Origin of the sequence: Haloferula rosea, assembly GCF_016595525.1 — a bacterium.
Classification (GTDB): Bacteria; Verrucomicrobiota; Verrucomicrobiia; order Verrucomicrobiales; family Akkermansiaceae; genus Haloferula; species Haloferula rosea.
The window spans coordinates 129,518-151,530 of sequence record NZ_JAENII010000003.1; the positions used below are offsets into that span (position 1 = coordinate 129,518).

A 22,013-nucleotide genomic window follows, 5' to 3' on the forward strand; every position below is an offset into this window, starting at 1 on the left:
TCATGGACAAGAATCAAAAACGCTGGGGCTGGGGACTGATCGGACCCGGTCGGTTTGCGCGGGAATTCGCAACCGAATTGACCGCCATCGAGCGTGTCCGCCCGGTCGCCATCGGCTCCAGAACCCTCGAACGAGCGCGCGAGTTCGCCGATGACTTCGGTTTCGAACGCGCCCACGGCAGCTATCAGGAACTCATCAACGATGAGGAGGTCGAGATCGTTTACATTGCCGTGCCCCACCCCTTCCATCGGGAGGTGGCCGAGATGGCCCTGCGTGCGGGCAAGGCAGTCCTTTGCGAAAAACCCCTGACCTGCACCGCTCGCGAATCGCAGTCGCTGTGCGCCTTCGCCAAGGACCGTGGAGTCTTCCTGATGGAGGCCATGAAGACCGGATTCCTTCCCGCCATCCGACAGGCGGCCGAGTGGATCCAGTCCGGAGCCATCGGCGAACCGAAGATCCTGAAGGCCGACTTCGGATTTCCCGGTTCGACCGACCCTTCCGGGCGCCTGATGAACCCCGACCTTGCTGGTGGCTGCATCCTCGATGTTGGCATCTACCCCCTCTATCTGAGTCAGCTCCTGTTCGGGCGAGCGGAGCGAATTCAGGCCTCAGGCTCGCTGACCGCCACCGGGGTGGAAGACACCGCCGTTATCAACCTGCGGCATGCCGGGGGCCCCTGCTCAGCGCTCACCGCCTCGTTCCAGACCACGGAAAGCATGGACGCCACGATTCTCGGCACCGAAGGCCAAATCACCATTCCCACTTTCCACGCTGCCAAGCAAGCAACGCTCACTGTCCCCGGCCAGCCTCCCACCGTCTTCAAGGATCCCGCGCCCGGAATGGTCACGGATGAGATTCACGCGGTCATGGATGCCCTCGATCACCGCCTGCTGGAATGCCCCGGCCACCCCCATGATGACTCGATCGCACTGGCAGAGCTGATGGATGAGGTACTCCGCCAGATCCACCATCCTCCGGCGTAGCCGACACGGCCGAACCTTGATCCAACAGCGTCCAGCGATGGACGCCCTCAGACACCAGGCACCTTCACGGAAAACAACTCGTTCTCCGACATCTGTTGCTTGAGGATGGCCTTCGCCTTCTCGATCCATTCGGGACGCTCCTTGGCGAGATTCTGTTGCTCACCGCGATCCTTGACGACATCGTAAACCTCCCAGTCTCCCGGAGACTTGGTTTTCAAACCCCGCCGCAGCACCTTCATGTCGCCCATCTGGACCGCCACCTGGCCACCGTATTCCGGATAGACCCAGACCATCGGCTTGCGCTCCGCCTTGGGCTCTCCACCGGTGATGACGGGCCACAGAGACTCGCCGTCCAGCGCTTCCGGCCCGGCAAGCCCGGTTGCTTCACACAGGGTCGGAAACCAATCGGCGAAATACCCCGGTGCGTCGCTCGTCTGACCCGCCGCCACCTTGCCGGGATAGCGCACGATCATTGGAACCCGCAATCCGCCCTCGTACACGCTGCCCTTGTAGCCCTTGAGGTCCAGGGTGCTGTTGAAGAACTGCGCGTCACAACCGCCGATATGGAAATGCGTGCTCGGATTCCCCGGGTGCGTCGTGCCGTTGTCCGAGGTGAAGACCACGAGGGTGTTGTCGGCCACTCCCGTCTTCTCGAGCGCCTTCATCACACGTCCCACGTAGCGATCCAGGTCGTTGATCATCGCGGCATAGCCCGCCCTTGGACGGGGGTGAGGGATGTATCCACACTGGCCGCGGTAGGGCTCGTTGTCCCATTCGGTGGGGAAACGATCGACGGCTTCCTGAGGAGGATGAATGGACACGTGCGGCTCAATGAACGCGAGATAGAGGAAAAACGGCTTCTCCTTGTTTTCGTCGATGAACTCTTCCGCCTTGTCGATCATCAGATAGGGCGCGTAATTCTCCGCCTGATAGTCCTCCAGCCTCACCTCACCCTTCGGCTTCTTGGAACGTCCGGGGATGGGGTTCTTGTTGATCTCGATTTGCTTGTCGTTGTGCCACAGATAGCGCGGGAAGAAGCTGTGGGCCACGGCCTGGCAATTGTAGCCGAAGAACAGATCGAAACCCTGCTTGTTGGGGTCACCGGTGCTACCCACCGGACCAAGTCCCCACTTTCCCATCGCACCGGTCGCATAGCCCGCATCCCGGAACACCTCCGCCATCGTCACCGCCTCGGCACTGATCGGATGCTGCCCTTCCTTGAATTCGGGAAAGCTCAGGTGCGCCTGCCGGTTACCCCGGATCTCCGCATGCCCGCCATGCTTGCCCGTCATCAGGACGCAGCGAGCGGGAGCACAGACCGGCGCCCCACTGTAGTGCCGGGTGAACCGGGTCCCCTGGCTGGCAAGCGCATCGATGTTCGGCGTCGGAATCTTGGATTGCCCGTAGCAGCCGAGCTCTCCGTATCCGAGGTCGTCCGCGAGAATGAAAACGACATTCGGCCGCTCGGCCGCACCCAGCCCGCCCCCCCCCAGCAAACCAATCAAGACCGACATCCGGCAAATCTTTCGAATCATGGCCAGCATCTACGCGGGCGGATTGATCAATCTCAATCGGAATTGCGTTTTCTGCGGAATATCGCAAAATTTTGGGGCAAAAGTGTAACCAGATCCGTTATCCCGGCATACCTCTCACCGAACCACTCCACCATGAGCCGTAAAACCAGCTTCCTTGCCGCCATTCTCGTCCTCCTTCTCGGTGTCGCAGCCGTCGCCATCGTCCGCATGGGCAACGATGACAATAACGGAGACGAAACCGCTTCGACCCCACCCGCCCGCGACGGCTCGGCCAACTCGGCTTCCCGCTTCACCGGGGATGCGAATTCAGGCACCGAGCGCATCTCGAAACGCAGCGAGCGCGAAGTCCGCAATGAGGAACTCGTCGAACAATACGGTGAAGCCCGTACCAATCTCGCCCGCCACGTGTCCGACAACGTGGTCTCGCTGCTCGACGACGCCATCCAGATGGGTGAGATGATGACCAGTGGTCAATCGAACTTCGGAGGCGGCAACTGGGCCATCCGCGGCATCCTCCGCAACGCCGGCGTGGAACTCACCGACGAACAACGCGAGCAGGCCAGCGAACTCTACAAAGACTACCAGAAGCGCGAACTCGAGAAGACCAAGAAGGCCGTCGAACAACTCCGCACCGACCCAACCTCCCTGATGAGCATGGTCCTCGCCGGAGACGCGAAATCAAGGGGTGATCTCGGCGAAGAGGAATACGCCTCGCTGCAAGCCGCCAACGCCGAGGCCCTCGGCGACATCATCAACCCGCTGGACCGCAACAATTTCCGTGGCGGCAGCCCGATGGAGGACGAAGCCTTCCGCAGTGGATTCGAAAGTCTGCTCGACCCCGAACAAGCCGAGACCTTCAACGCCAAGATGGCTGAGAATGAAGCCTCCGACTCAGGGCGCCAACAGACCGACATCACCCAAATGCCCACCATGGATCTGGAATCCCTCGATCAGGCGGTCAGCTCCGCCAAGCAAATGACCACCGGAGTCCGTTCCATGATGGAGGGCATGAACGGACTGCGCGAGCTCCAGCCGCTCATGGAGCAGCAGAACAATCCCGAAGGCGAGTAAGGCCCGACGCAGCCGGGCTCGCCCCCCATCTCTCCCCCAGTCACCCTCCGCGCTTGTCGTGGTCCCGGCGGCCCCGTACAACTCCCGGGCCAATGGCCGTCTCGCGTCCCACCATCCTCATTCCCAGCTTCAATACCGGGCCGCTGCTCCTCGAGACAGTTGAGGCCGCCTTGGCGACTGGCTACCCGGTCCGAGTGGTCATCGACGGCTCCACCGACGGTTCGGAAACGCTGCTGGAAGACCTAACCGCCACGGACAACCAGCTCCGGGTCCACATTCTTCCCCAAAACCAAGGGAAGGGAGCGGCCGTGCTGTTCGGCCTGGAGAAGTCACTGGAAGACGGATTCACCCACGCCCTCGCGATGGATGCCGATGGCCAGCACCCGGCGGACTCGGTCACCGCATTTCTCGAGCTTTCCAGCCGCCACCCCGAGGCCGCCATCTTCGGCCGACCCGTCTTCGATGACTCCGCTCCCGCCCTGCGCGTCAATGGGCGCAAGATTTCCAACTTCTGGGCCAACCTTGAGACACTTGGCTGGGGCATCGACGATTCCCTTTTCGGCATGCGCCTCTATCCGATCCGTAAATTGATCGAGACGCTTGAGGAGACCCGCTTCGCCCGACGCTTCGATTTCGATCCGGAAGTCGCCGTCCGACTTGCGTGGAAAGGCGTCCCCATCGTCAACCTGCCGACTCCAGTCCGCTACATCGACCCGGAGGATGGCGGCGTCTCGCAGTTCCGCTACCTGCGTGACAATACGCTGCTCACCTGGATGCATTTCCGCCTGATGATCGGGTTTCTCATCCGCTCGCCATGGCTCGGCATGCGCGGCGAGAACCCACTCCTCCACCTCAGTCCCCCTGCCCGATGACCTCCGCCCAAATCGCGCAACTCGCAGGATCCTACCGAGGACGATCGGATCGCTACTACGTCAGTGCCAAACTCAAGTCCGACCCGCTTTACGATGCCGTCTTCGAGCAATTGAAAGGGTCGACACTCCCACTCCTCGATCTGGGTTGTGGCCTCGGACTCCTCGCCTTCTTCCTCCGCGATTCCGGTCTGGATTTCCCCATCCAATCGCTCGACTACGACGAACGCAAAATTCGTGAAGCGCGGGAACTGACCGCTGCTCGGAAAGACACGGACCTCACATTCGCCCACCATGACGCCCGCGAAGGCCTTCCCGAGCATCATGGCAATGTCACCATCCTCGACATCCTCCAGTTCTTCGACCCAAGCCAGATCGAAGAGCTGCTCACCCTTGCCGCCGAGCGTGTCTGCAGCGGCGGCAAGCTCGTCCTCCGCTCCGGGCTGAAGGACGACTCATGGCGGTTCAAGGTCACTGTCGCCGGAGACTTCCTTGCCAAGGCCACCTTCTGGATGAAGGCCGCGCCCATTCACTATCCGACCGCCGAGGACTTCGAGACGATCCTCGAACCCTTCGGCAGGGTCACGATCACCCCGCTCTGGGGAAAGACGCCCTTCAACAACCACCTGATCGTGCTGGAGAAGGCCTGACAAGCCGCGGTGCCGGAGGCTATACCTGCTTGCATGAACCCAGCCCTCTTCCTCGCCATGGTGCTGACCCTCGCCGCGCCCTGCTTGAGTCAGGAGGCCGAGAAGGATGCGGTCATGCAACCCCGGACCGTGGTCGAGATTTTCAGCTTCCCCCGCTCGCAAGCGACGAAAACGGCTCGCTTCGCCTTCGATGACGAGCGCAGCGGATACACGCTGCGAACGGCAGGCGGTCAGGTGATCCACAAGAACATCCTTTATGTAAAAACCTTCGGAGGGCGCCCGGCCACACCGAGCGTTCATCTGATTGATTCACGCTACGTCGTCTACCCGGAGACCGTGGCCGACAGCGACGTCCCCGACACCCTGTTTCACGATATGATGGCGGTCACCCACGTGTACGATCTCCAACGAGGAAAACTCATCCACACCAGCGAGCCCTATCAGTATGACCACGATGTCCCGCTCAGGTATGACGTCGATGAGATTCTACTGCTTGGAATGCTCGAAGAGGCCCACGACAAGAAACCCGCGATGCCAGAGGGAAACCCAGCTCCCGAGGAGGCCGGGACCTGGTAGCCTCGGCCCTACGATTCCTCCACCTTGCACTTCTCGATCACCCGCTCCGCCAACTGACTGGCAACCGGTGTGGCCTCATGCATCAAGAGCACATCTCCATCCCGGAGGTCCTTCGTCAGTCGTCGCACGATTCCGTCGACATCGCCAAGCACCGCATCAAATGCACGTCGCGTCCACGCCATGACCTCGAGTCCCAGCGCCGAGGTCACCGGGTGGGTGAAATAGTTCCGGTGGCCCACGGGGGCACGGAACCACCGCGGCCGCACGCCGGCGACTTCCTCGATCGTCTTCTGGCACTCGGAAATCTCGCGCCAGGTTTTCCACGGCCCGATGATCCACATGCTCCCCTGTGGGTGGGTCATCGTATGATTCCCCAACTCATGACCGCGCGCCACGATCTCACGGGCCAACTCGGGGAACTCTCGTACTTTGTCACCCACGACGAAGAAGACGGCCTTCACGCCATGCTTGTCGAGCAGATCGAGGATCAACGGCGTATCCTGGGGATGGGGGCCGTCATCGATGGTCAGTAGCGGCCCCCGACCTTCGACCCGACGCGCCACCGGCCCGAAAATCCGTGAAGCAGGACGGAACACACACAGTGCCCAGAACCCGCAGATCACCATTCCGCAAGCCAGTCCTGCCTGCCACCCTTCACGCCACCAGATCACGACCATGGCCCCGTGCACGACAAGGGCCAGAACCCCTCGGAAAACCAAGCCGGGCACCCCAGCCACACCCATCAGGCTCCGCCACCCGAGGACCAACAGGGCCGGAACCTGCATGACCAGCCACAGAAGCCACGCCCAAGCCACCCACGCGACCGGCGTCTCGCCTCCGCGGGCGACCATCCATCCACTCCATGCGCCCAAAAGCAGCGACCAGACCCAGAATGCACGCAGCGGATTGCCGAGCCTGAGTCCGAATGCCAGCACATGCATCAGCAAAAAGGTCGCCGGTACCACCAGCAGTGCCGCCGGCCATGCTCCAGCCCAGCGCCACAGTCCGTCGAAGGCCGCCATCCCGATCACCAGCGGAAATGCCACACCAAGGGTGATCCACTCCAGGCGATGAAGCGCCGATCCTTCCGCCCGGCGAACCCGCTCGGCCTGAACCGCGGGCCCTGCCCCCCCGAATACCTTGAACCATGGCGACACCGCCCGGTTGTCCATCGCACGGATGGTTTCCCGCTTCACGACGCCCCCCCTTTCAGCCGCCGGAAGACCGGCTCAAACACAAACCACTGGTCCCAGTTCGGACGCACCACACCCAGAATGGTCGACGCCCAGATCCGGGCCGCCGGGTCATCTCCCTTCCCTCTCCGCCGCTCAGGCAGCTCCAAGGGCGGAGAGACTTCCACCCGATATCGACGCCATCCATCCCGCAGGATGAAAAGCGGGTACACATCCGCCTTCGAAATCCGGGCGAGAAACAAGGGGCCGCGCGGCAGCGCCATCCGCAGCCCATCATCCAGATCAACTTCCATCGGAGAGACCTCGAACACCACCCGGTCGCCCTGAACCGCCACCACATTTCCCTCACCCAGCAAGCGGGCCAACTCGACGCCCAGCATGTCTCCGTCCTTGTTGTAGAGCGTCTTGAAAAGCGGCTGCTCCCGCTCCTTCTCACGCAGTTCCGCTTCCTTGATCTTCTGCATCTCCGCCACCCGCTCGGGCGCCCGCACCGCATAGATCGTCCTGCCGAAGTTCGTGGCGAACAGAGGAGCCGCCATATCGTAGTTCCCCATGTGCGCGGTCAGCACGAGGCTCCCCTCCTTCGAGGCCGCAAGCCGCTCAAAGGAATCAATCCCATCAACCACCCAGTCCACCTCTCCCGTCCCCGCTTCGCAGCGCATCGCATCGACGTAGGTCCAGGCGAAATTCAGGAACACACGGTAGGCACCAAAAGCCACCCTCAGCCCACCCCAGTCCGGAAACAGGGCGCGCAGGTTGGAGATCACCGCCCGACGCTGCTCACCGGCCACCCAATAAAAAAGCAGCGTCCAGATCGGAACCAACGACCACTCGACGAACCAAGGAGCACTCCGCAACCCCGACAGCAGGAAGCGTGTTGGCAGATCGCCAAACACACCCACCCGATCCTTCCACGAGCCGCTCTCCTGTTGATCCGTCAATTCGCGCCGAGGAAAACCGCCCGCCCCGGGACATGCAAGCCCTAGTCACCCGCGAACCCCTGCGTCGGGTCAGGCCGGCGCCTCCCCGGCTATCGGCCCTCCGGACCGACCATTCACCCCTCAAGCCTGCTTACTCGATCAGCGAGCGCAGGCGGTCGTCAAGCGAGGCGAAGGCGTCATCCCCAACGGGAAATCCGCAGTTCTCCTCCCAGCCTTCCGGTGGTTCTGGGAGATCGATCCAGCTACGACACCCGCCGTATTTCTTCTCGTAAGGAAACACCCAGGGATGCTCGAGCTTGCGCAGCCGGACGAGCGCCACATGGATGCTGCCTGCGGACATCCCCTTGCCCTCCCAATCAAAACGCTGGCGCACGGTGTCCTCCGTCCAGATATGGTAGGGCTCGAGTGCGGCAACCGCCTCCCAATCCGTCAGCGTTTTCGCCCACAGGGCCTCGCAGTGGTGGGTGATCGCCACCTCGTCGCCCACCTCCCACTCCGGCTGGGGATCCACCTCCCCCTCCTTCACGAACTGCCCTTGGTTGTGAAACCGTGTCGGGAACAGAAAGAAGGACTCCGCCCCGAACGAAAAACCCTCCCGACCTTCGTGAATCCCCCCTTTTCGAAGGATGATCGACTGCCGCCCGGTCGCCAGCGCATCGCAGACCACCTGCCATTCCTTGAAGCCCTTTTCCATGCCGCCGAGCCTAGCCATCCTCGCCCCCCGCTCAAGCAACATGCCGCAAGATTTCAACCTTCGTGGTTGGACCTTCCCGGTTCGGCGTTCATTCTCCTCCCCGTGTCCGCCGTCACCACCCAGTTTTTCACGATCCGCGACGAGGCCCCGCTGAAGCTCCGCGAGGGCGGGGAATTGCCTGAAGTGACGTTGGCTTACGAGACCTGGGGTGAGCTGAATCCAGATCGCTCCAACGCCATCCTCCTCTTCCACGCGTTGTCCGGAAGCCACCACGCCAAGGGCCATAACCCGGCCATCCCCGGCACCGACGACCGCTGGCAGCCGGAAATGCACGACGGCTGGTGGAACGAATTCATCGGCCCGGGCAAGGCGCTCGACACCGACCAGTATTTCATCATCTGCGCGAACTACCTCGGAGGCTGCTACGGCTCGACCGGACCCGCATCCATCGACCCACGCAGCGGATCACCCTATGGATCCCACTTTCCCCAACTCACCGCCGCCGACCAGGTCGACGTCCAGGCCCGACTGCTCGACCACCTCGGCATCGGCAAGCTCAACGCCGTCGTCGGTCCCTCCGTTGGAGGTCTGGTCGCCCTCTCCTTCGCAACGCTGCTCCCCGAGCGGGTCGACCGGGTCATCTCCATTGCCTCCGGGTTCAAGACGACGGTCCTCAACCGCCTGATCCTCTTCGAGCAGATTCTTGCCATTGAGAACGACCCGTATTTCAACGGCGGCAACTACTACGACAACGGTCGCCCGGACTACGGCTTGGCCCTCGCACGCATGATCTCCCACAAGACCTTCGTGCACATCGATGCCTTCGAGCGGCGCGCCCGGCGCGACGTGATTCCGGAGAAGGAAATGCTCGCCTGGTACAACGTGCAGGACCAGTTCCAGAGCTACATGCTGGCCCAGGGAAAGAAGTTCGTGAAGCGCTTCGACGCCAATACCTACCTACGCATCATCGACCTCTGGTCGAGGTTCAATCCCATCACCGAAGGAGGCGCCGAAGATGAAGTGGACCTCCTCAAGCGCTCCCAGGCGGCAGGCCACAAGTGGTTGATCTTCTCCATCGATTCGGACTTCTGCTTCTACCCCGAGGAACAAGCCGAGCTCGCCAAACACCTCACCGAGGCCGGTGTCGAACCGATGCACATCACCGTCCACTCGGACAAGGGGCATGACTCCTTCCTGCTCGAGCCTCATCTCTACACGCCACACATCCAGTGGCTGTTGGGTCAATAGGCTCCGGCACCCGGCGGAGGGTGGCCAGCCCTCCCGTCAATGGGATCAGGGTCAGGCAGGCCTCCCGATAAGGTTCGGGGAGCGATGCATCGTTGCTTCTTCTTGACCGGAACACGGACCTCAAATACGGCCCTGCCGGCTCAACCAGCCCATACTAACATGTCCGTACTCGTAGGTAAAAAAGCACCGTCATTCCGCGCCAAAGCCGTCCAACGTGAGACCATCATCGAGGACTTCTCGCTCGAGCAATTCCTCGGCAAGAAATACGTCGTGTTCTTCTTCTACCCGAAGGATTTCACCTTCGTCTGCCCGACCGAACTTCATCGCTTCCAGGAAGAACTCGCCGAGTTCGAGAAGCGTGAGGTCGCGGTCGTCGGCTGCTCGACCGACTCCGAATTCTCCCACTGGGCCTGGCTCAACACGCCCCGCGAAAAGGGTGGCATTGAAGGGGTGACCTACCCACTCGTTGCCGACATCAACAAGACCATCTCCGAAGCCTACGACGTGCTTGCCGGCGAGCAGACCATCAACGAGAACGGCGATTACACGGTCGATGGTGAACTCGTCGCCTACCGTGGACTGTTCCTCATCGATCGTGAAGGCATCGTCCGCCATCAGGTCGTGAACGACATGCCACTCGGCCGCTCGGTCCGCGAGTGCCTTCGCATCGTCGACGCCCTGCAGCACTTCGAGGAAAACGGAGAAGTCTGCCCGATGGACTGGCAGAAGGGTGACAAAGCCATGACCGCCGATCACAAGGGCGTCTCGGACTACCTCGCCGGGAACTGACGGTTCCCGGGATTCCCGGGCTCGCGGTCAACAAGACCCGCGTCGCTCAAAGGTATCGTCCCCACGCCGATTCGTCCTCGAGCGAATCGGCGATTTGGTCGGCACCTCCCAGACCGTCGGCTCCGAAAGCACCGGTCGCCACCGCGAGGCACCGGGCGCCCATCGCCGCAGCACAGGCGATATCCTTCGGCGTATCACCGATCACCAAGGTCTCTTCCGGAGAGAAGGTCCGGCCCGTGTGACGACCGGCCCGCTCCAAAGCGACCGGACCCAGACGGTTCCGGTCCGAGTGGTCACATCCGTAGGCGCCAAAGCCGAAGTGGTGGGCCATGCCGAAGTGGCGCATCTTGGCGAGCGCTCCCGCCTCCACATTGCCCGTCAGCAGCCCGACCGCGATGTCAGACTCACCAGCGAGGTGATCGAGGAGATCCCCCGCCCCGGGCAAGGCGATTCCCGGGAATCCTCCGTGCATCAGGTTCCACTCGAGACGTTCCAGATAGACCGCGCAGTAGGCCTCAAAATCCCCATCGCCATACGGACGACCGAAGTATTCGAACAAACCAGCCACCAGGCCGGAATCCGTCGCCCCCGCAAGGTCCAGGGCAGGCCCCGACTCACCGAAGTAGCGCTCGGTGGCCTCATTCAACGCCGCCAGACCGGCGCCGCCGGTATCCACCAGCGTGCCGTCAATGTCGAACAACCAGAGCTTGGCTTTCGCCATCAGGCGTCTGCCTTTTCTTCCTCGGAGTCTTCCGACTCGCTGGAAACGACCTCTTCTTCCTCGGATCCATCCTCCTCATCCTCGAAGTCGTCCTCATCCATGAGTTCACCATGGAAGAGCTGGAACCGGCGCTTGCGCTGTTCCTTCGGAAGTGGGGAAAGGGTCATGCCGATGACTCGACCACTGAGCCGTGGCGGTTGGTCGACGTTGGCCATCGTCTTCAGGTCTTTGAGGATCCGCTCCATCTTCTCGAAGCCAATCTCGCGGTGGGCATTCTCCCGACCACGGAATTGAAGGATCACGCGGGCCTTGTGTCCTTCGTCGAGGAAGGTCTCAAGGCGGTTCAACTTGATGTTGTAGTCATGCTGCTCGGTCCGCACCCGGAACTTCACTTCCTTCATGCGGGAGACGTTCTTGGTATTCGTCTTCTGCTGCTTCTTGAGCTTGGCCTGCTCGTACTTGTATTTGCCATAGTCGATGATGCGACAAACCGGCGGATCGGCCTTCGCTGCAATCTCGACCAGGTCCAGACCAACCATCTTGGCCTTTTCCAAAGCCTCCTTCGAGCTCATCACCCCCAATTGCTGGCCGTCGGGAAGGACAACACGGACACGAGGGGCGCGGATTCGTTCGTTCACGCGAGTCATGTCGCGTGGCGCACGGCGGAACTTTTTCTTTGGCTTAGCTATGGTTCTAGTGGTCTTGGTTTCAGTGCGACACGAGGGCCGACCATATCATGGCCGCACCCAACGTGAAGGGGGTCGTGGAACGTGGAGCCGGGACACGCGTCATACGTCATCAACAGCAGCTCTCTCGGTCATCAAAGTGACCGATTCGCAATTTCCTCGCATATCGTTCCAATAAAATCATCAAGCGGCTGGGAGCCGAGGTCATCCTTGTCGCGGTGGCGAACGGATACCGTTCCTTCCTCCACCTCGCGGGCGCCTAGGACGAGCATATAAGGGACGCGATCGAGCCGGGCAAGACGAATCTTGGCCCCGACCTTGTCGGAATTCCGATCCAGCGTCACCCGCACTCCCGCGTCCGCCAGCTTCGCAGTCACCTCTTCGGCTTCGACGAGGAACTTGTCGGAAATCGGCAGCACGCGGACCTGCTCGGGGGCCAACCAGGTCGGGAATTTGCCTTCGAAGTGCTCGATGAGCAAACCGACGAAACGTTCCAGCGAGCCGAAGGGTGCCCGGTGGATCATCACCGGACGGTGGGTGGCATTGTCCGAACCCACGTATTCCAAACCGAAGCGCTCGGGCAGGTTGTAGTCGACCTGCACCGTGCCGAGCTGCCAATCGCGGCCGATCACATCCTTCACCACGAAGTCGATCTTCGGACCATAGAATGCCGCTTCGCCGAGTTCCTCAGTGTATTCCAGACCAAGCTCCTGAACCGCCTCGCGGAGGGCGTCTTCCGCCTTGTCCCAATTCTCGGGCGAGCCGACATACTTGTCGCTGTCGGGATCCCTCAGGGAAAGGCGCACGCTGTACTCCTCCATGCCCAGACTCGTCAGCACGGTCTTCACCAGCCCGAGACACCCCTGGATCTCCGCCGCCACCTGATCGGGCGTGCAGAACAAGTGGGCATCGTCCTGAGTGAACCCACGGACCCGGGTCATGCCGCTGAGCTCACCACTCTGCTCCCAGCGATACACGGTGCCGAACTCCGCAAGACGCACCGGAAGATCCCGGTAGGAGCGATGCTCACTGGCGTAGATCTTGATGTGATGCGGGCAGTTCATCGGCTTGAGGAGGTAGCCCTCGAAGGTGCCGGTCTCCAACCCGTTGATCAGTTGGTCGCAGCTGGCTCCCTCGTCGGCCAGTTTCTCAAGCGTATCCCGCTCGGGAATCGCCGGATACTGGCTGTCCTGGTAATACGGGTAGTGCCCGCTCGTCCGATACAGATCGAGCTTGCCGATGTGGGGCGTGAACACCTGCGAGTAGCCCTGCTTGTCGAGCTCTGCGGTGATGAAATCCTGAAGCTGCCGGCGCACCAACGCCCCCTTCGGTTTCCACAGGATCAAGCCCTGCCCCACCGCTTCGTCGATATGGAACAACTGAAGCTCACGACCCAGCTTGCGGTGATCCCGCTTCTTCGCTTCCTCCAGCCGCTCGAGGTGGCTCATCAGTTCGTCCTTCGTCGGAAACGCCGTGCCATACACCCGCTGCAGCTGCCCTTTCGACTCGTCGCCCATGTAGAAGGACGAGGACACCGACATCAGCTTGGCGTGCTTGCACTTCGAGGTCGAACCCATGTGCGGACCCGCACACAGGTCGAGGAAATCGCCGTTCTTGAAGCAGGAGATCTCCTCGCCCTCGGGAATCTTGTCGATCAGGTCGAGCTTGAACTGGCTTGGATTCCCCTCGCGCTCGCTCAGACCACCCAGCCGCCCGCTTTCGGCAAGCGCTTTGGCTTCCTCGCGTGAAATCACCACCCGCTCGAAACGCTGGTTCTCCTTCGCCACCTTGCGCATCTCCGCCTCGATCTTCTCGAAGTCATCCGGGGTGATCCGATGATCCAGGTCGAAGTCATAATAGAATCCGTTCTCCACCGGTGGGCCGTAGGCGAACTGAGCATCGGGCCAGATCCGCAGGATCGCGGTGGCCATGACGTGGGCAGTAGAGTGGCGCAGACGCTCCAAATCCGACATCTGCTGGCGCTCCTCGATCGTTTTCCGTTCGGACATGCGGCCACGGAGAAAACAAAGGCGCACGCAACTTACAACCGCAATTCACGTCCATCCAGATTACCTAGATCGGCCTTGCCCGGCCGGCCACTCCTCACCTACCCTTTGGCACCAAGCTCATGTTGTTCTTTGTTGAGAACAATGTGACCCTACTTCTCTGCGGCACGAACCTTAAGAATCCTTCCTTGTGAGCGACTTTTTCCACTCCCAATACCCATCCATCGAGCTCCTCCGTGAAAAGGCCCGGAAACGCATGCCGGGATTTGCCTTCGACTATCTCGAGGGTGGCTGCTTCTCCGAGGTCAACCTGCGGCGCAACACCGACGACATCCGCGAGATCGAGCTCCGGCCCTGGTATCTGAAGGACTTCGCCGGCGCCTCCCAGAAGACCGAGATCTTCGGTGAGACCTACGATTCCCCCTTCGGGATCGCCCCGGTCGGCCTGCAGGGCTTGATGTGGCCGAAGTCCTGTGAGTTCCTCGCCAAGTCCGCGACCAACCACAACATCCCCTTCGTGCTCAGCACGGTGAGCACTGCGAGCATCGAAACCGTAGCCGAGATCACCAACGGCAAGGCATGGTTCCAGCTCTACCATCCCGCCGAAGACGAGATGCGCGACAAGCTCCTCGATCGTGCTGCCGATGCCGGCATGCCCGTCCTCGTCATCCTCGCGGACACCCCCACCTTCGCCTACCGGCCCAAGGAGATTAAGAACGGACTTTCGATCCCACCGAAGATGTCCCTGCGGAACGTCTTCCAGATGACCACCCACCCGACCTGGTCGTTCTCCCAGCTCTTCGCCGGCGCTCCTGAGTTCAAGACCATGAAGCCCTACATGCCGAAGGGACTGAACATGAAGCACCTCGCCCTCTTCATGAACAAGACCTTCTCCGGCAGGCTCAATGAGGAAAAAATCAAGGCCATCCGCGACAAATGGAAGGGCAAGCTCGTGGTCAAGGGAATCGTCACCGAAGAGGATGCCGACATGGTCGTTCGTCTCGGTGCCGATGGCTTCATCGCCTCGAATCACGGCGGCCGCCAGCTGGACGCCGGGCAGTCGACCATCAAACCCCTCCCCATGCTCGCAGAGAAGTTCGGCGACAAGACCACCGTGATGATCGATAGCGGCATCCGCGGTGGCCAGGACGTCGCCTGCGCCTTGGCCAGCGGTGCCAAATTCACCTTCATGGGCCGTTCGTTCATGTATGGCGTCTGTGCCCTGGGTGAACAAGGCGGCGACCACACCATCAACATGCTCAAGCGCCAGCTGCAGCAAGTGATGGAGCAATTGGCCTGCGAGAAGGTCTCCGATTTCCCCAACCACCTGATCAAGCACTGACGGGCGACCCCGTCGCTGCTTGTGCTTGTCGGGCCTCCCGAATTCTGGGATGCCATGGGGGAACATGAACCCATCCCTTCTCTCCACTCTGTCCCGGAACTGGTGGCTCCTGCTTCTGCGTGGCCTCTTCGCCATTATGTTCGGCATCGCCGCCTTCTCCTGGCCCGGTCTGACGCTCGCGCTGCTCGTGCTGATGTGGGGAATTTATGCCGGCCTCGACGGACTGTTCGCCATCATCGCCGCCATCAAGGGAGGCACGCCCGCACCCCGGTGGTGGCTGGCCCTTGTCGGCCTGCTGGGTCTCGGCGCCGCCGCGGTCTGCATCGTCAATCCCGGGATCGCCATTGCCGTCATCATCATGATCATCGGCTGGACGAGCATCATCCGCGGAATCTTCGAAATCGTCGGCGCCATCGGGCTGCGCAAGGAAATCGAGGGAGAATGGTGGCTCATCCTCTCCGGGTTGTTCTCAATCCTCCTCGGCGTCATCTTCGTCACCCGCCCCGGAGCAGGCGCTCTCGCGATGATCTGGCTGATCGCCGCCATGGCAATTGTGGCAGGCATCGCCATGGTGCTTCTCTCTCTCCGCCTCCGCAGGCATGCCAAACAGGCCGGCTGACCGAGCTCACGCTGGTGACGGAATTTTCTGTTTGCACCCGCATGAATTCGCTTATGTTAGGGACTTGTCGTCTCTGCCACCATTGAGGCCGACTGAAACTGAACCATTCCAATGAAAACGAACCATCTGATCTGCTCCATCGGGAGCCTGCTCGCCGCGGCCATCGTGTCCGCAGCGGAAAAGCCCAACATCCTGGTGATCTGGGGCGACGACATCGGTCGCACCAACATCAGCAAATACAGTCACGGCGTCATGGGCTACCAAACGCCCAATATCGACCGCATCGCCAACGAAGGCATCTACTTCACCGATTATTACGGCGAACAGTCCTGCACCGCTGGTCGTTCGTCCTTCATCATGGGCCAGAGCGTCTTCCGCACCGGCCTGTCCAAGGTCGGCTTGCCCGGCGCCAAGGAAGGCATGAGCGAAGCCGACCCGACCATCGCCGGCCTCCTCAAGGACCAGGGCTACGCGACCGGTCAATTCGGCAAGAACCACCTCGGTGACCGCGACGAACACCTTCCGACCAACCACGGCTTCGACGAATTCTACGGCAATCTCTACCACCTGAACGCCGAAGAAGAGCCTGAGAACGAGGACTACCCGAAGGATCCGGAATTCCGTAAGAAGTTCGGCCCACGTGGCGTGATCAACTCCACTGCCGACGGCCAGATCGAGGACACCGGCCCTCTGACCAAGAAGCGCATGGAGACCGTCGATGACGACACCTCCGACCGCGCGATCGACTTCATCAAGCGCCAGCACGCCGCAGGAAAACCATGGTTCGTATGGTGGAGCGGTACCCGCATGCACTTCCGCACCCACGTGAGCGAGGAGAAGATGGCGGAAATCAAGAAGGATAACCCGCACGCTGACGAGTACACCTGTGGCATGATCGAGCACGACATGCACATCGGCAAATTCCTCGACGTCCTCGACGAACTCGGAATCGCCGACAACACGATCGTCCACTACTCGACCGACAACGGCCCCCACTACAACACCTGGCCAGATGCCGCTTCCACTCCCTTCCGTGGTGAGAAGAATACCAACTGGGAGGGCGGTTGGCGCGTTCCCTGCGCCATGCGCTGGCCTGGCGTGATCAAGCCGGGCTCGATCTCCAATGGCATTGTCCACCACATGGACATGCTCCCGACCTTCCTCGCCGCAGCAGGCAAGGATGACATCAAGGAAGACCTCCTCGACGGCTACAAGTCGACCGCTCTCGGTCGCGACTACAAGATCCACCTCGATGGCTACGACGTCACCGCCCACCTGAAGGATCCAAGGGGAACCGAGAGCCCTCGGAAGGAGATCTTCTACTTCTCCGACGATGGTGACCTCACCGCGCTGCGCTACAACGACTGGAAAGTGATCTTCATGGAACAGAAGACCGCCGGAACGTTCCGTGTGTGGATGGACGCCTTCGATCCACTTCGCGTGCCCATCATCGAGAACCTCCGTCGCGACCCGTGGGAACGCGGTCTGACCACATCGAATACTTACTTCGACTGGATGATCGACCGTGCCTACATGCTCGTTCCAGCCCAAGCCTACGTCGGCAAATTCCTCGAAACCTTCAAGGAATACCCACCGCGTGCCAAGGCAGCCAGCTTCTCGCTCGACCAGGTCATGGACTCGCTCAGCGAAGGTGCTGCAGGTGCCAGATAAGCCTACCGATTCGCTTGAATCATCCCGCCGCATCCGGATCATCTCCGGATGCGGTTTTTTTATGGGAAACCCGACCCGAACGGGAACAAACCGAACATCGTAAGAACCGCGATGACGTTCTGGTATTCCGAGTGGCAAACAAACGACCCGCCACACAGGCGGCACAGGATCCACCGCTGGGCGGTGGTGGCCTGCCTCATCCTCCTTCATCCCCTCCAGGCCGATCCCGACGAGGGCTTCCTGCCACGACACTTCCCTCAACTCTTCGACCCAGAGGACGGCAACCTGGACCTGAGCCAGATCCTTGACGAACCGCAGGGCTTCTTTCCCCTCGTCACACCCATCACGGAACCCGCCGTCGGGTATGGAGCCGCCGTCGTCCCCATCTTCATCGACCTACCCGAGGAGAAAGGCCGACGCCCGGACATCTGGGCGACCGGAGCCCTTGCAACGGCAAACGGATCACGTGGATATTTCGGTGGATACTCCGGCTACCTCGACGACGACCGCTGGCACATCTTCGGCGGAGGAGGAAACTTCTCCATCAATCTCGACTTCCATGGTCTAGGGAATGTGAGCACCGGCACCCCGCTCCGCTACAACCTCGATACCGTCGGAGGGCTCATCGGAGCGGACCGCCGTATCGGAGACTCCGCATGGCGCGTCGGGCTCCGCTACCTCTACGGGGAAATCGACCCCTCGCTGGTTCTCTCTGGAGATGCCGGCCGTCTCTCAGCCCCGGATTTCATTTCACGCTTCGGTCCCTTCGACTTTTCCAGCACGGTCAGCAGTCTGCAGCTCGCCGTCATCCGTGACACCCGCGACAACATCTTCACCCCCACCCGCGGTTCCTACATGGAGATCGACCTGACCGCCAACCTCCCCGCCATCGGAGCGTCGCATGAGTATTACCTGCTCGCTTGGACCGGTATTCGTTACCGCCCGCTTCACGATGAGCGCTTGTTTCTCGGTTGGCGTGGTGACTTCGTTCAGAGCTTCGGCGACGTCCCCTTCTACCGCCGGCCTGCCATAAGCATGCGGGGCGTCCCCGCCCAGCGCTTCCAGGGCGCCGGCATAGCGTCCACCGAGGCAGAGCTCCGCTGGCAATTCCACCCACGCTGGAGCGTGCTGGGCTTCGCCGGAGTCGGCGCCACTTGGTCAAAAGACCGACCTTTCGACATGGTGCGTGCCACCGCCTCGGGCGGCGTGGGTTTCCGCTATCTCATCGCACGCCGCCACAGACTGCATACCGGCATCGATCTCGCAGTCGGCGAAGACGGCCCGGCAATTTACGTCCAGTTCGGTAGCGGGTGGTTCCGGCCTTGAGGACTCATCGCACCTCAACTAGCCGGTCAACCCGGATTGAGAAAACTCAGTTCGAGAACTCGCTGACGAGCCCGGCCACCGTCGCTTTCGCGTCCCCGTAAAGCATGCGTGTATTCTCCCGGAAGAAGAGGCTGTTCTGGAGACCTGAGAAGCCGGCTCCCTGACCGCGCTTGAGGCAGTAAACCGTGCGCGCCTCGTGGGCCAGAATGATGGGCATGCCATAAATCGGGCAACCTTCATCTTCCAGCGCCGCAGGATTCACCACGTCGTTCGCCCCGATCACGATCGCCACATCAACGGTCGGCATGATCGGGTTCACCTGATCCATTTCCTGAAGTTGCTCGTAAGGCACATCCGCCTCCGCAAGCAGAACGTTCATGTGCCCCGGCATCCGTCCGGCGACGGGGTGAATCGCGAAGCGGACTTCCGCCCCGTTCTCCTCGAGAATCTCCGCAAGTTCCTTCACCGCGTGTTGAGCCTGCGCCACTGCCATCCCATAGCCCGGGATGATCACCACGCTTTGGGCCGCCTCAAGAACGTAGAACGCATCTTCGATGGAAGCCGCCTTCATCTCGCCCTCGACCTCACCGCCCGACTGCGAAGCGGCTCCAAATCCACCGAAAAGCACATTGCCCAGCGTCCGGTTCATCGCCTTGCACATGATCACCGTGAGGATCATGCCGCTTGCGCCGACCAGACAGCCAGCCACCACAAGCACATTGTTGGCGATGATGAAACCCGCCATGGCCGCGGCGACACCGGAAAAGGAATTCAGCAGCGAAATGACCACCGGCATGTCACCCCCGCCGATCGGGATGGTCATCATCACACCGACGAGCATTGCAAGCACCACAAGCGAGACCCCGGCGATCAATGCCGTGCTTCCGTCCGCATTGGACACGATGAGGGCCATCGCTGCGACCGCCACGCCCAGCACCGCAAGATTCACAAACCGCTGCCCGGGGAAGACCGTCGGCTTGCCATCTAGTTTCCCAGAGAGCTTGCCATACGCGATCAGGCTGCCCGTGAAGGTGATACCACCGATCAGTACCGCCAGTCCGATGGCGACAAGCACGAACCAGGCTGGAACCGCGACCCCGCTTTGCGCCTCCAGGGCATCGAGGTAGCCCGTGATCTTCAGGTCCTGGACCTTGGCGAACTCGGCACCTCCTACCAACAAGCTGGCGATTCCGCCAAAGCCATTGAATAGCGCCACCAGCTCGGGCATGCCGGTCATCTGCACACGACTGGCCGCGATCGCTCCGATCGCTCCGCCAACCACCACCCCGGCCACCACCATCCACCATGACAGCCCGCCGTAGAGAAGCGTGGCAATCACCGCGAGGAGCATGCCCACCGAGGAAAGCTGGTTCCCCTTCCGCGCGGTCTCCGCGGACCCAAGCATCTTGATCCCGAAAATGAACAGGATCGAGGCGGCAATGTAGATCAGGTTGATCAGGGCACTCATGCGTCCGTCCCTCCCTTCGAATCACCCTTCTTCTTGAACATGGCGAGCATTCGATCGGTAACGAGGTAGCCACCTACCACATTGATCGTAGCAAAGACCACCGCGGCGAAGCCGATCCACTGCGCGTATGCCGAACCTCCCGATGACAAGGCGAGAAGCGCGCCGACGATGGTGATGCCGGAGATCGCATTCGAGCCACTCATCAGCGGCGTGTGCAATTGGGATGGAACCTTCGAGATGAGTTCAAACCCAAGGAAAACCGCCAAAGTGAAGGCGAACAACAGAAGCAATAGTGGAGCGTAGTCCATGATTTGGATGATTTAGGAAGTGAACCGTTCGTGGACGATCTTGCCCTCGTGGGTGAGAAGACAGCCGGTGATGATCTCATCATCGAAATTCAGGCGGAGGGACGAGGATTCCTTGTCCCAGAAGTGCTCGATCAGGTTCACCATGTTGGAGGAATACATCTGACTGGCATCGCGCGGAACCCGGCATTCAAGAGCCCCCCAACCGATGATCCGGACCCCGGCATCCGTCACGATCTCCTGATCGCAGACCGTTCCCTCGACGTTGCCTCCACTTTCGGCAGCCAAATCCACCACGATGCTGCCGGGACGCATCCCCTTGAGCATCTCCGCCGAGAGCAGGCGGGGCGCCTTCCGCCCGAACACCTTGGCAGTCGTGATCACGATGTCGGAGGATGCACAGACCTTCGCCATTCCGGCCTGCTGCATCTTCACCTGCTCGGGCGTCAATTCCTTCGCATAGCCCTGCTCGGTTTGCCCCGTATCACCGATGTCGATCTTGACGAACTTGGCACCCAGCGACTTCACCTGCTCCTCGACCACCGGGCGGGTGTCAAAGGCTTCGACCCTGGCCCCCAAACGACGCGCGGTCGCAATCGCCTGCAATCCGGCCACGCCGACGCCAATGATGAAGACCTTGGCCGGTGAAATGGTCCCGGCGGGAGTCATCATCATCGGCAGAATGGAATCCAGACGCTCGGTCGCAATCACCACCGCCATGTAACCGGCAAGATTCGCCTGACTGCTCAGCACGTCCATCTTCTGCGCAATCGTCGAACGCGGAATCAACTCGCTGCACAAGGCGCTGATCCCGGCATCCGCATGCGCCTTCATCAAATCCTCTGATCCAAACGGGTCCATCAGCCCGGATGCCATCGAACCCCGCTTCTGCAGTGCCACCTCCCGTGGATCCGCCGGCCGCACCCTCAGCACCAGATCCGCAGATTTCAGGCCGTCCTCACGCTCACGAATCTCAGCACCTGCATCCGAGTAGTCGGAATCCGGATATCCCGCAGCCTCTCCCGCCCCGGATTCCACGGCCAATTCCGCACCCATTCCGATCAATTTTTTCACCGACGGGGGCACCAAAGCCACCCGGGTCTCACCTTCCACGCTTTCTTTCGGAACAAATATCAACATCACATCAAAGGGCTACCCCCATCACCGTGGCTGGGCCTTCATTCAAAATCCCCAAGCCCCACATCTCAAGATCAATAGCCGGAAGAAACGTTTCTTTCGTGTCATCCCAGTGGGAGGTTCACCGCCCGGGGCGCAAGGACGGGCAAGGCGCACGAAATCCGAATTTGAAAACACTTTGGA

At 61.1% G+C, this 22,013-nt stretch carries 21 protein-coding genes; 11 read left to right on the forward strand and 10 right to left on the reverse strand.

The genetic code is table 11. The annotated features are described in order from the left end of the window. Window positions 1-2 precede the first annotated feature (2 nt). Window positions 3-983 (forward strand): Gfo/Idh/MocA family protein, encoded by a 981-nt coding sequence (locus tag JIN81_RS04945; protein WP_200277234.1) that lies wholly within the window; start codon window positions 3-5, stop codon window positions 981-983. Window positions 984-1,030: 47 nt separating this feature from the next. Here JIN81_RS04945 and JIN81_RS04950 read toward each other — a convergent pair whose 3' ends face one another. Next, window positions 1,031-2,518, reverse strand: a complete 1,488-nt coding sequence (locus JIN81_RS04950; RefSeq protein ID WP_200277235.1) for an arylsulfatase — start codon at window positions 2,516-2,518, stop codon at window positions 1,031-1,033. 132 nt (window positions 2,519-2,650) lie between these two features. On the opposite strand from JIN81_RS04950, the gene JIN81_RS04955 reads away from it, so the two are divergent. From JIN81_RS04955 to JIN81_RS04970, 4 genes are all read left to right on the forward strand, one after another. Then, the gene (locus JIN81_RS04955) at window positions 2,651-3,589 is read left to right on the forward strand and encodes a hypothetical protein (RefSeq protein ID WP_200277236.1); all 939 of its coding nucleotides are present in this window, start codon (window positions 2,651-2,653) and stop codon (window positions 3,587-3,589) included. A 92-nt stretch (window positions 3,590-3,681) separates the two neighbouring features. Continuing rightward, window positions 3,682-4,461 carry a glycosyltransferase family 2 protein gene (locus JIN81_RS04960; protein WP_200277237.1) on the forward strand — a complete coding sequence of 260 codons (780 nt, stop codon included), beginning with the start codon at window positions 3,682-3,684 and terminating at the stop codon, window positions 4,459-4,461. Next, window positions 4,458-5,108 carry a methyltransferase domain-containing protein gene (locus JIN81_RS04965; RefSeq protein ID WP_200277239.1) on the forward strand — a complete coding sequence of 217 codons (651 nt, stop codon included), beginning with the start codon at window positions 4,458-4,460 and terminating at the stop codon, window positions 5,106-5,108. The genes JIN81_RS04960 and JIN81_RS04965 overlap by 4 nt, the downstream gene beginning before the upstream one ends. Window positions 5,109-5,141: 33 nt before the next feature. Further along, window positions 5,142-5,684, forward strand: a complete 543-nt coding sequence (locus JIN81_RS04970) for a hypothetical protein (protein ID WP_200277241.1) — start codon at window positions 5,142-5,144, stop codon at window positions 5,682-5,684. Window positions 5,685-5,692: 8 nt separating this feature from the next. Here JIN81_RS04970 and JIN81_RS19420 read toward each other — a convergent pair whose 3' ends face one another. The 3 genes from JIN81_RS19420 to JIN81_RS04985 form a co-directional block, all read right to left on the reverse strand. After that, entirely contained in the window at window positions 5,693-6,880 is a 1,188-nt protein-coding gene (locus tag JIN81_RS19420; RefSeq protein WP_200277243.1) for a polysaccharide deacetylase family protein, read from the reverse strand. Further along, on the reverse strand, window positions 6,877-7,818 hold the full coding sequence (locus tag JIN81_RS04980) for a lysophospholipid acyltransferase family protein (RefSeq protein WP_200277245.1): 942 nt from the start codon (window positions 7,816-7,818) through the stop codon (window positions 6,877-6,879). Before JIN81_RS04980 ends, JIN81_RS19420 begins: the two co-directional genes overlap by 4 nt. A gap of 130 nt (window positions 7,819-7,948) precedes the next feature. Next, the gene (locus JIN81_RS04985) at window positions 7,949-8,512 is read right to left on the reverse strand and encodes a DUF1802 family protein (protein WP_234044497.1); all 564 of its coding nucleotides are present in this window, start codon (window positions 8,510-8,512) and stop codon (window positions 7,949-7,951) included. A gap of 102 nt (window positions 8,513-8,614) precedes the next feature. Between JIN81_RS04985 and metX the strand changes: the two genes are divergently transcribed. Next, window positions 8,615-9,760: a homoserine O-acetyltransferase MetX gene (gene metX, locus JIN81_RS04990; RefSeq protein WP_325100848.1), complete on the forward strand. Its 1,146-nt coding sequence runs from the start codon at window positions 8,615-8,617 to the stop codon at window positions 9,758-9,760. Window positions 9,761-9,919: 159 nt separating this feature from the next. Continuing rightward, entirely contained in the window at window positions 9,920-10,549 is a 630-nt protein-coding gene (locus JIN81_RS04995) for a peroxiredoxin (protein ID WP_200277247.1), read from the forward strand. Between the two features lie 46 nt (window positions 10,550-10,595). On the opposite strand, the gene JIN81_RS05000 is transcribed toward JIN81_RS04995, so the two are convergent. The 3 genes from JIN81_RS05000 to thrS form a co-directional block, all read right to left on the reverse strand. Then, entirely contained in the window at window positions 10,596-11,270 is a 675-nt protein-coding gene (locus tag JIN81_RS05000; protein WP_200277248.1) for an HAD hydrolase-like protein, read from the reverse strand. Then, window positions 11,270-11,917, reverse strand: coding sequence for a translation initiation factor IF-3 (gene infC / locus JIN81_RS05005; RefSeq protein WP_200277249.1), 648 nt, complete (start codon window positions 11,915-11,917; stop codon window positions 11,270-11,272). Before infC ends, JIN81_RS05000 begins: the two co-directional genes overlap by 1 nt. Before the next feature lie 173 nt (window positions 11,918-12,090). Then, window positions 12,091-13,965, reverse strand: coding sequence for a threonine--tRNA ligase (gene thrS, locus JIN81_RS05010; protein ID WP_200277250.1), 1,875 nt, complete (start codon window positions 13,963-13,965; stop codon window positions 12,091-12,093). A 187-nt stretch (window positions 13,966-14,152) separates the two neighbouring features. Between thrS and JIN81_RS05015 the strand changes: the two genes are divergently transcribed. From JIN81_RS05015 to JIN81_RS05030, 4 genes are all read left to right on the forward strand, one after another. Next, the gene (locus JIN81_RS05015) at window positions 14,153-15,304 is read left to right on the forward strand and encodes an alpha-hydroxy acid oxidase (protein WP_200277251.1); all 1,152 of its coding nucleotides are present in this window, start codon (window positions 14,153-14,155) and stop codon (window positions 15,302-15,304) included. A 64-nt stretch (window positions 15,305-15,368) separates the two neighbouring features. Beyond that, window positions 15,369-15,923, forward strand: coding sequence for an HdeD family acid-resistance protein (locus JIN81_RS05020; RefSeq protein WP_200277252.1), 555 nt, complete (start codon window positions 15,369-15,371; stop codon window positions 15,921-15,923). Between the two features lie 111 nt (window positions 15,924-16,034). Beyond that, window positions 16,035-17,594, forward strand: coding sequence for an arylsulfatase (locus tag JIN81_RS05025; RefSeq protein WP_200277253.1), 1,560 nt, complete (start codon window positions 16,035-16,037; stop codon window positions 17,592-17,594). Between the two features lie 48 nt (window positions 17,595-17,642). Further along, entirely contained in the window at window positions 17,643-18,920 is a 1,278-nt protein-coding gene (locus tag JIN81_RS05030) for a BamA/TamA family outer membrane protein (protein ID WP_200277254.1), read from the forward strand. A 46-nt stretch (window positions 18,921-18,966) separates the two neighbouring features. Here JIN81_RS05030 and JIN81_RS05035 read toward each other — a convergent pair whose 3' ends face one another. From JIN81_RS05035 to JIN81_RS05045, 3 genes are read right to left on the reverse strand one after another with little or no spacing between them, the layout of a single operon-like run. Beyond that, window positions 18,967-20,388: an NAD(P)(+) transhydrogenase (Re/Si-specific) subunit beta gene (locus JIN81_RS05035; RefSeq protein ID WP_200277256.1), complete on the reverse strand. Its 1,422-nt coding sequence runs from the start codon at window positions 20,386-20,388 to the stop codon at window positions 18,967-18,969. After that, window positions 20,385-20,696, reverse strand: coding sequence for an NAD(P) transhydrogenase subunit alpha part 2 (locus tag JIN81_RS05040; protein ID WP_200277258.1), 312 nt, complete (start codon window positions 20,694-20,696; stop codon window positions 20,385-20,387). Before JIN81_RS05040 ends, JIN81_RS05035 begins: the two co-directional genes overlap by 4 nt. A gap of 12 nt (window positions 20,697-20,708) precedes the next feature. Further along, window positions 20,709-21,833 carry a Re/Si-specific NAD(P)(+) transhydrogenase subunit alpha gene (locus tag JIN81_RS05045; protein ID WP_200277260.1) on the reverse strand — a complete coding sequence of 375 codons (1,125 nt, stop codon included), beginning with the start codon at window positions 21,831-21,833 and terminating at the stop codon, window positions 20,709-20,711. Between the last annotated feature and the right edge of the window lie 180 nt (window positions 21,834-22,013).

Excerpts from the sequence above, each read along its gene's own strand:
- thrS (WP_200277250.1), bottom strand. The coding sequence starts at position 13,965 with ATGTCCGAACGGAAAACGATCGAGGAGCGCCAGCAGATGTCGGATTTG.
- JIN81_RS05000 (WP_200277248.1), bottom strand. The coding sequence starts at position 11,270 with ATGGCGAAAGCCAAGCTCTGGTTGTTCGACATTGACGGCACGCTGGTG.
- JIN81_RS04950 (WP_200277235.1), bottom strand. The coding sequence starts at position 2,518 with ATGATTCGAAAGATTTGCCGGATGTCGGTCTTGATTGGTTTGCTGGGG.
- JIN81_RS04960 (WP_200277237.1), top strand. The coding sequence starts at position 3,682 with ATGGCCGTCTCGCGTCCCACCATCCTCATTCCCAGCTTCAATACCGGG.
- JIN81_RS04970 (WP_200277241.1), top strand. The coding sequence starts at position 5,142 with ATGAACCCAGCCCTCTTCCTCGCCATGGTGCTGACCCTCGCCGCGCCC.
- JIN81_RS05035 (WP_200277256.1), bottom strand. The coding sequence starts at position 20,388 with ATGAGTGCCCTGATCAACCTGATCTACATTGCCGCCTCGATCCTGTTC.
- JIN81_RS05030 (WP_200277254.1), top strand. The coding sequence starts at position 17,643 with ATGCGGTTTTTTTATGGGAAACCCGACCCGAACGGGAACAAACCGAAC.
- JIN81_RS04965 (WP_200277239.1), top strand. The coding sequence starts at position 4,458 with ATGACCTCCGCCCAAATCGCGCAACTCGCAGGATCCTACCGAGGACGA.
- JIN81_RS04985 (WP_234044497.1), bottom strand. The coding sequence starts at position 8,512 with ATGGAAAAGGGCTTCAAGGAATGGCAGGTGGTCTGCGATGCGCTGGCG.
- JIN81_RS04945 (WP_200277234.1), top strand. The coding sequence starts at position 3 with ATGGACAAGAATCAAAAACGCTGGGGCTGGGGACTGATCGGACCCGGT.
- JIN81_RS05040 (WP_200277258.1), bottom strand. The coding sequence starts at position 20,696 with ATGGACTACGCTCCACTATTGCTTCTGTTGTTCGCCTTCACTTTGGCG.
- JIN81_RS05045 (WP_200277260.1), bottom strand. The coding sequence starts at position 21,833 with ATGTTGATATTTGTTCCGAAAGAAAGCGTGGAAGGTGAGACCCGGGTG.
- JIN81_RS04995 (WP_200277247.1), top strand. The coding sequence starts at position 9,920 with ATGTCCGTACTCGTAGGTAAAAAAGCACCGTCATTCCGCGCCAAAGCC.
- JIN81_RS05025 (WP_200277253.1), top strand. The coding sequence starts at position 16,035 with ATGAAAACGAACCATCTGATCTGCTCCATCGGGAGCCTGCTCGCCGCG.
- JIN81_RS04955 (WP_200277236.1), top strand. The coding sequence starts at position 2,651 with ATGAGCCGTAAAACCAGCTTCCTTGCCGCCATTCTCGTCCTCCTTCTC.
- JIN81_RS05020 (WP_200277252.1), top strand. The coding sequence starts at position 15,369 with ATGAACCCATCCCTTCTCTCCACTCTGTCCCGGAACTGGTGGCTCCTG.
- infC (WP_200277249.1), bottom strand. The coding sequence starts at position 11,917 with ATGACTCGCGTGAACGAACGAATCCGCGCCCCTCGTGTCCGTGTTGTC.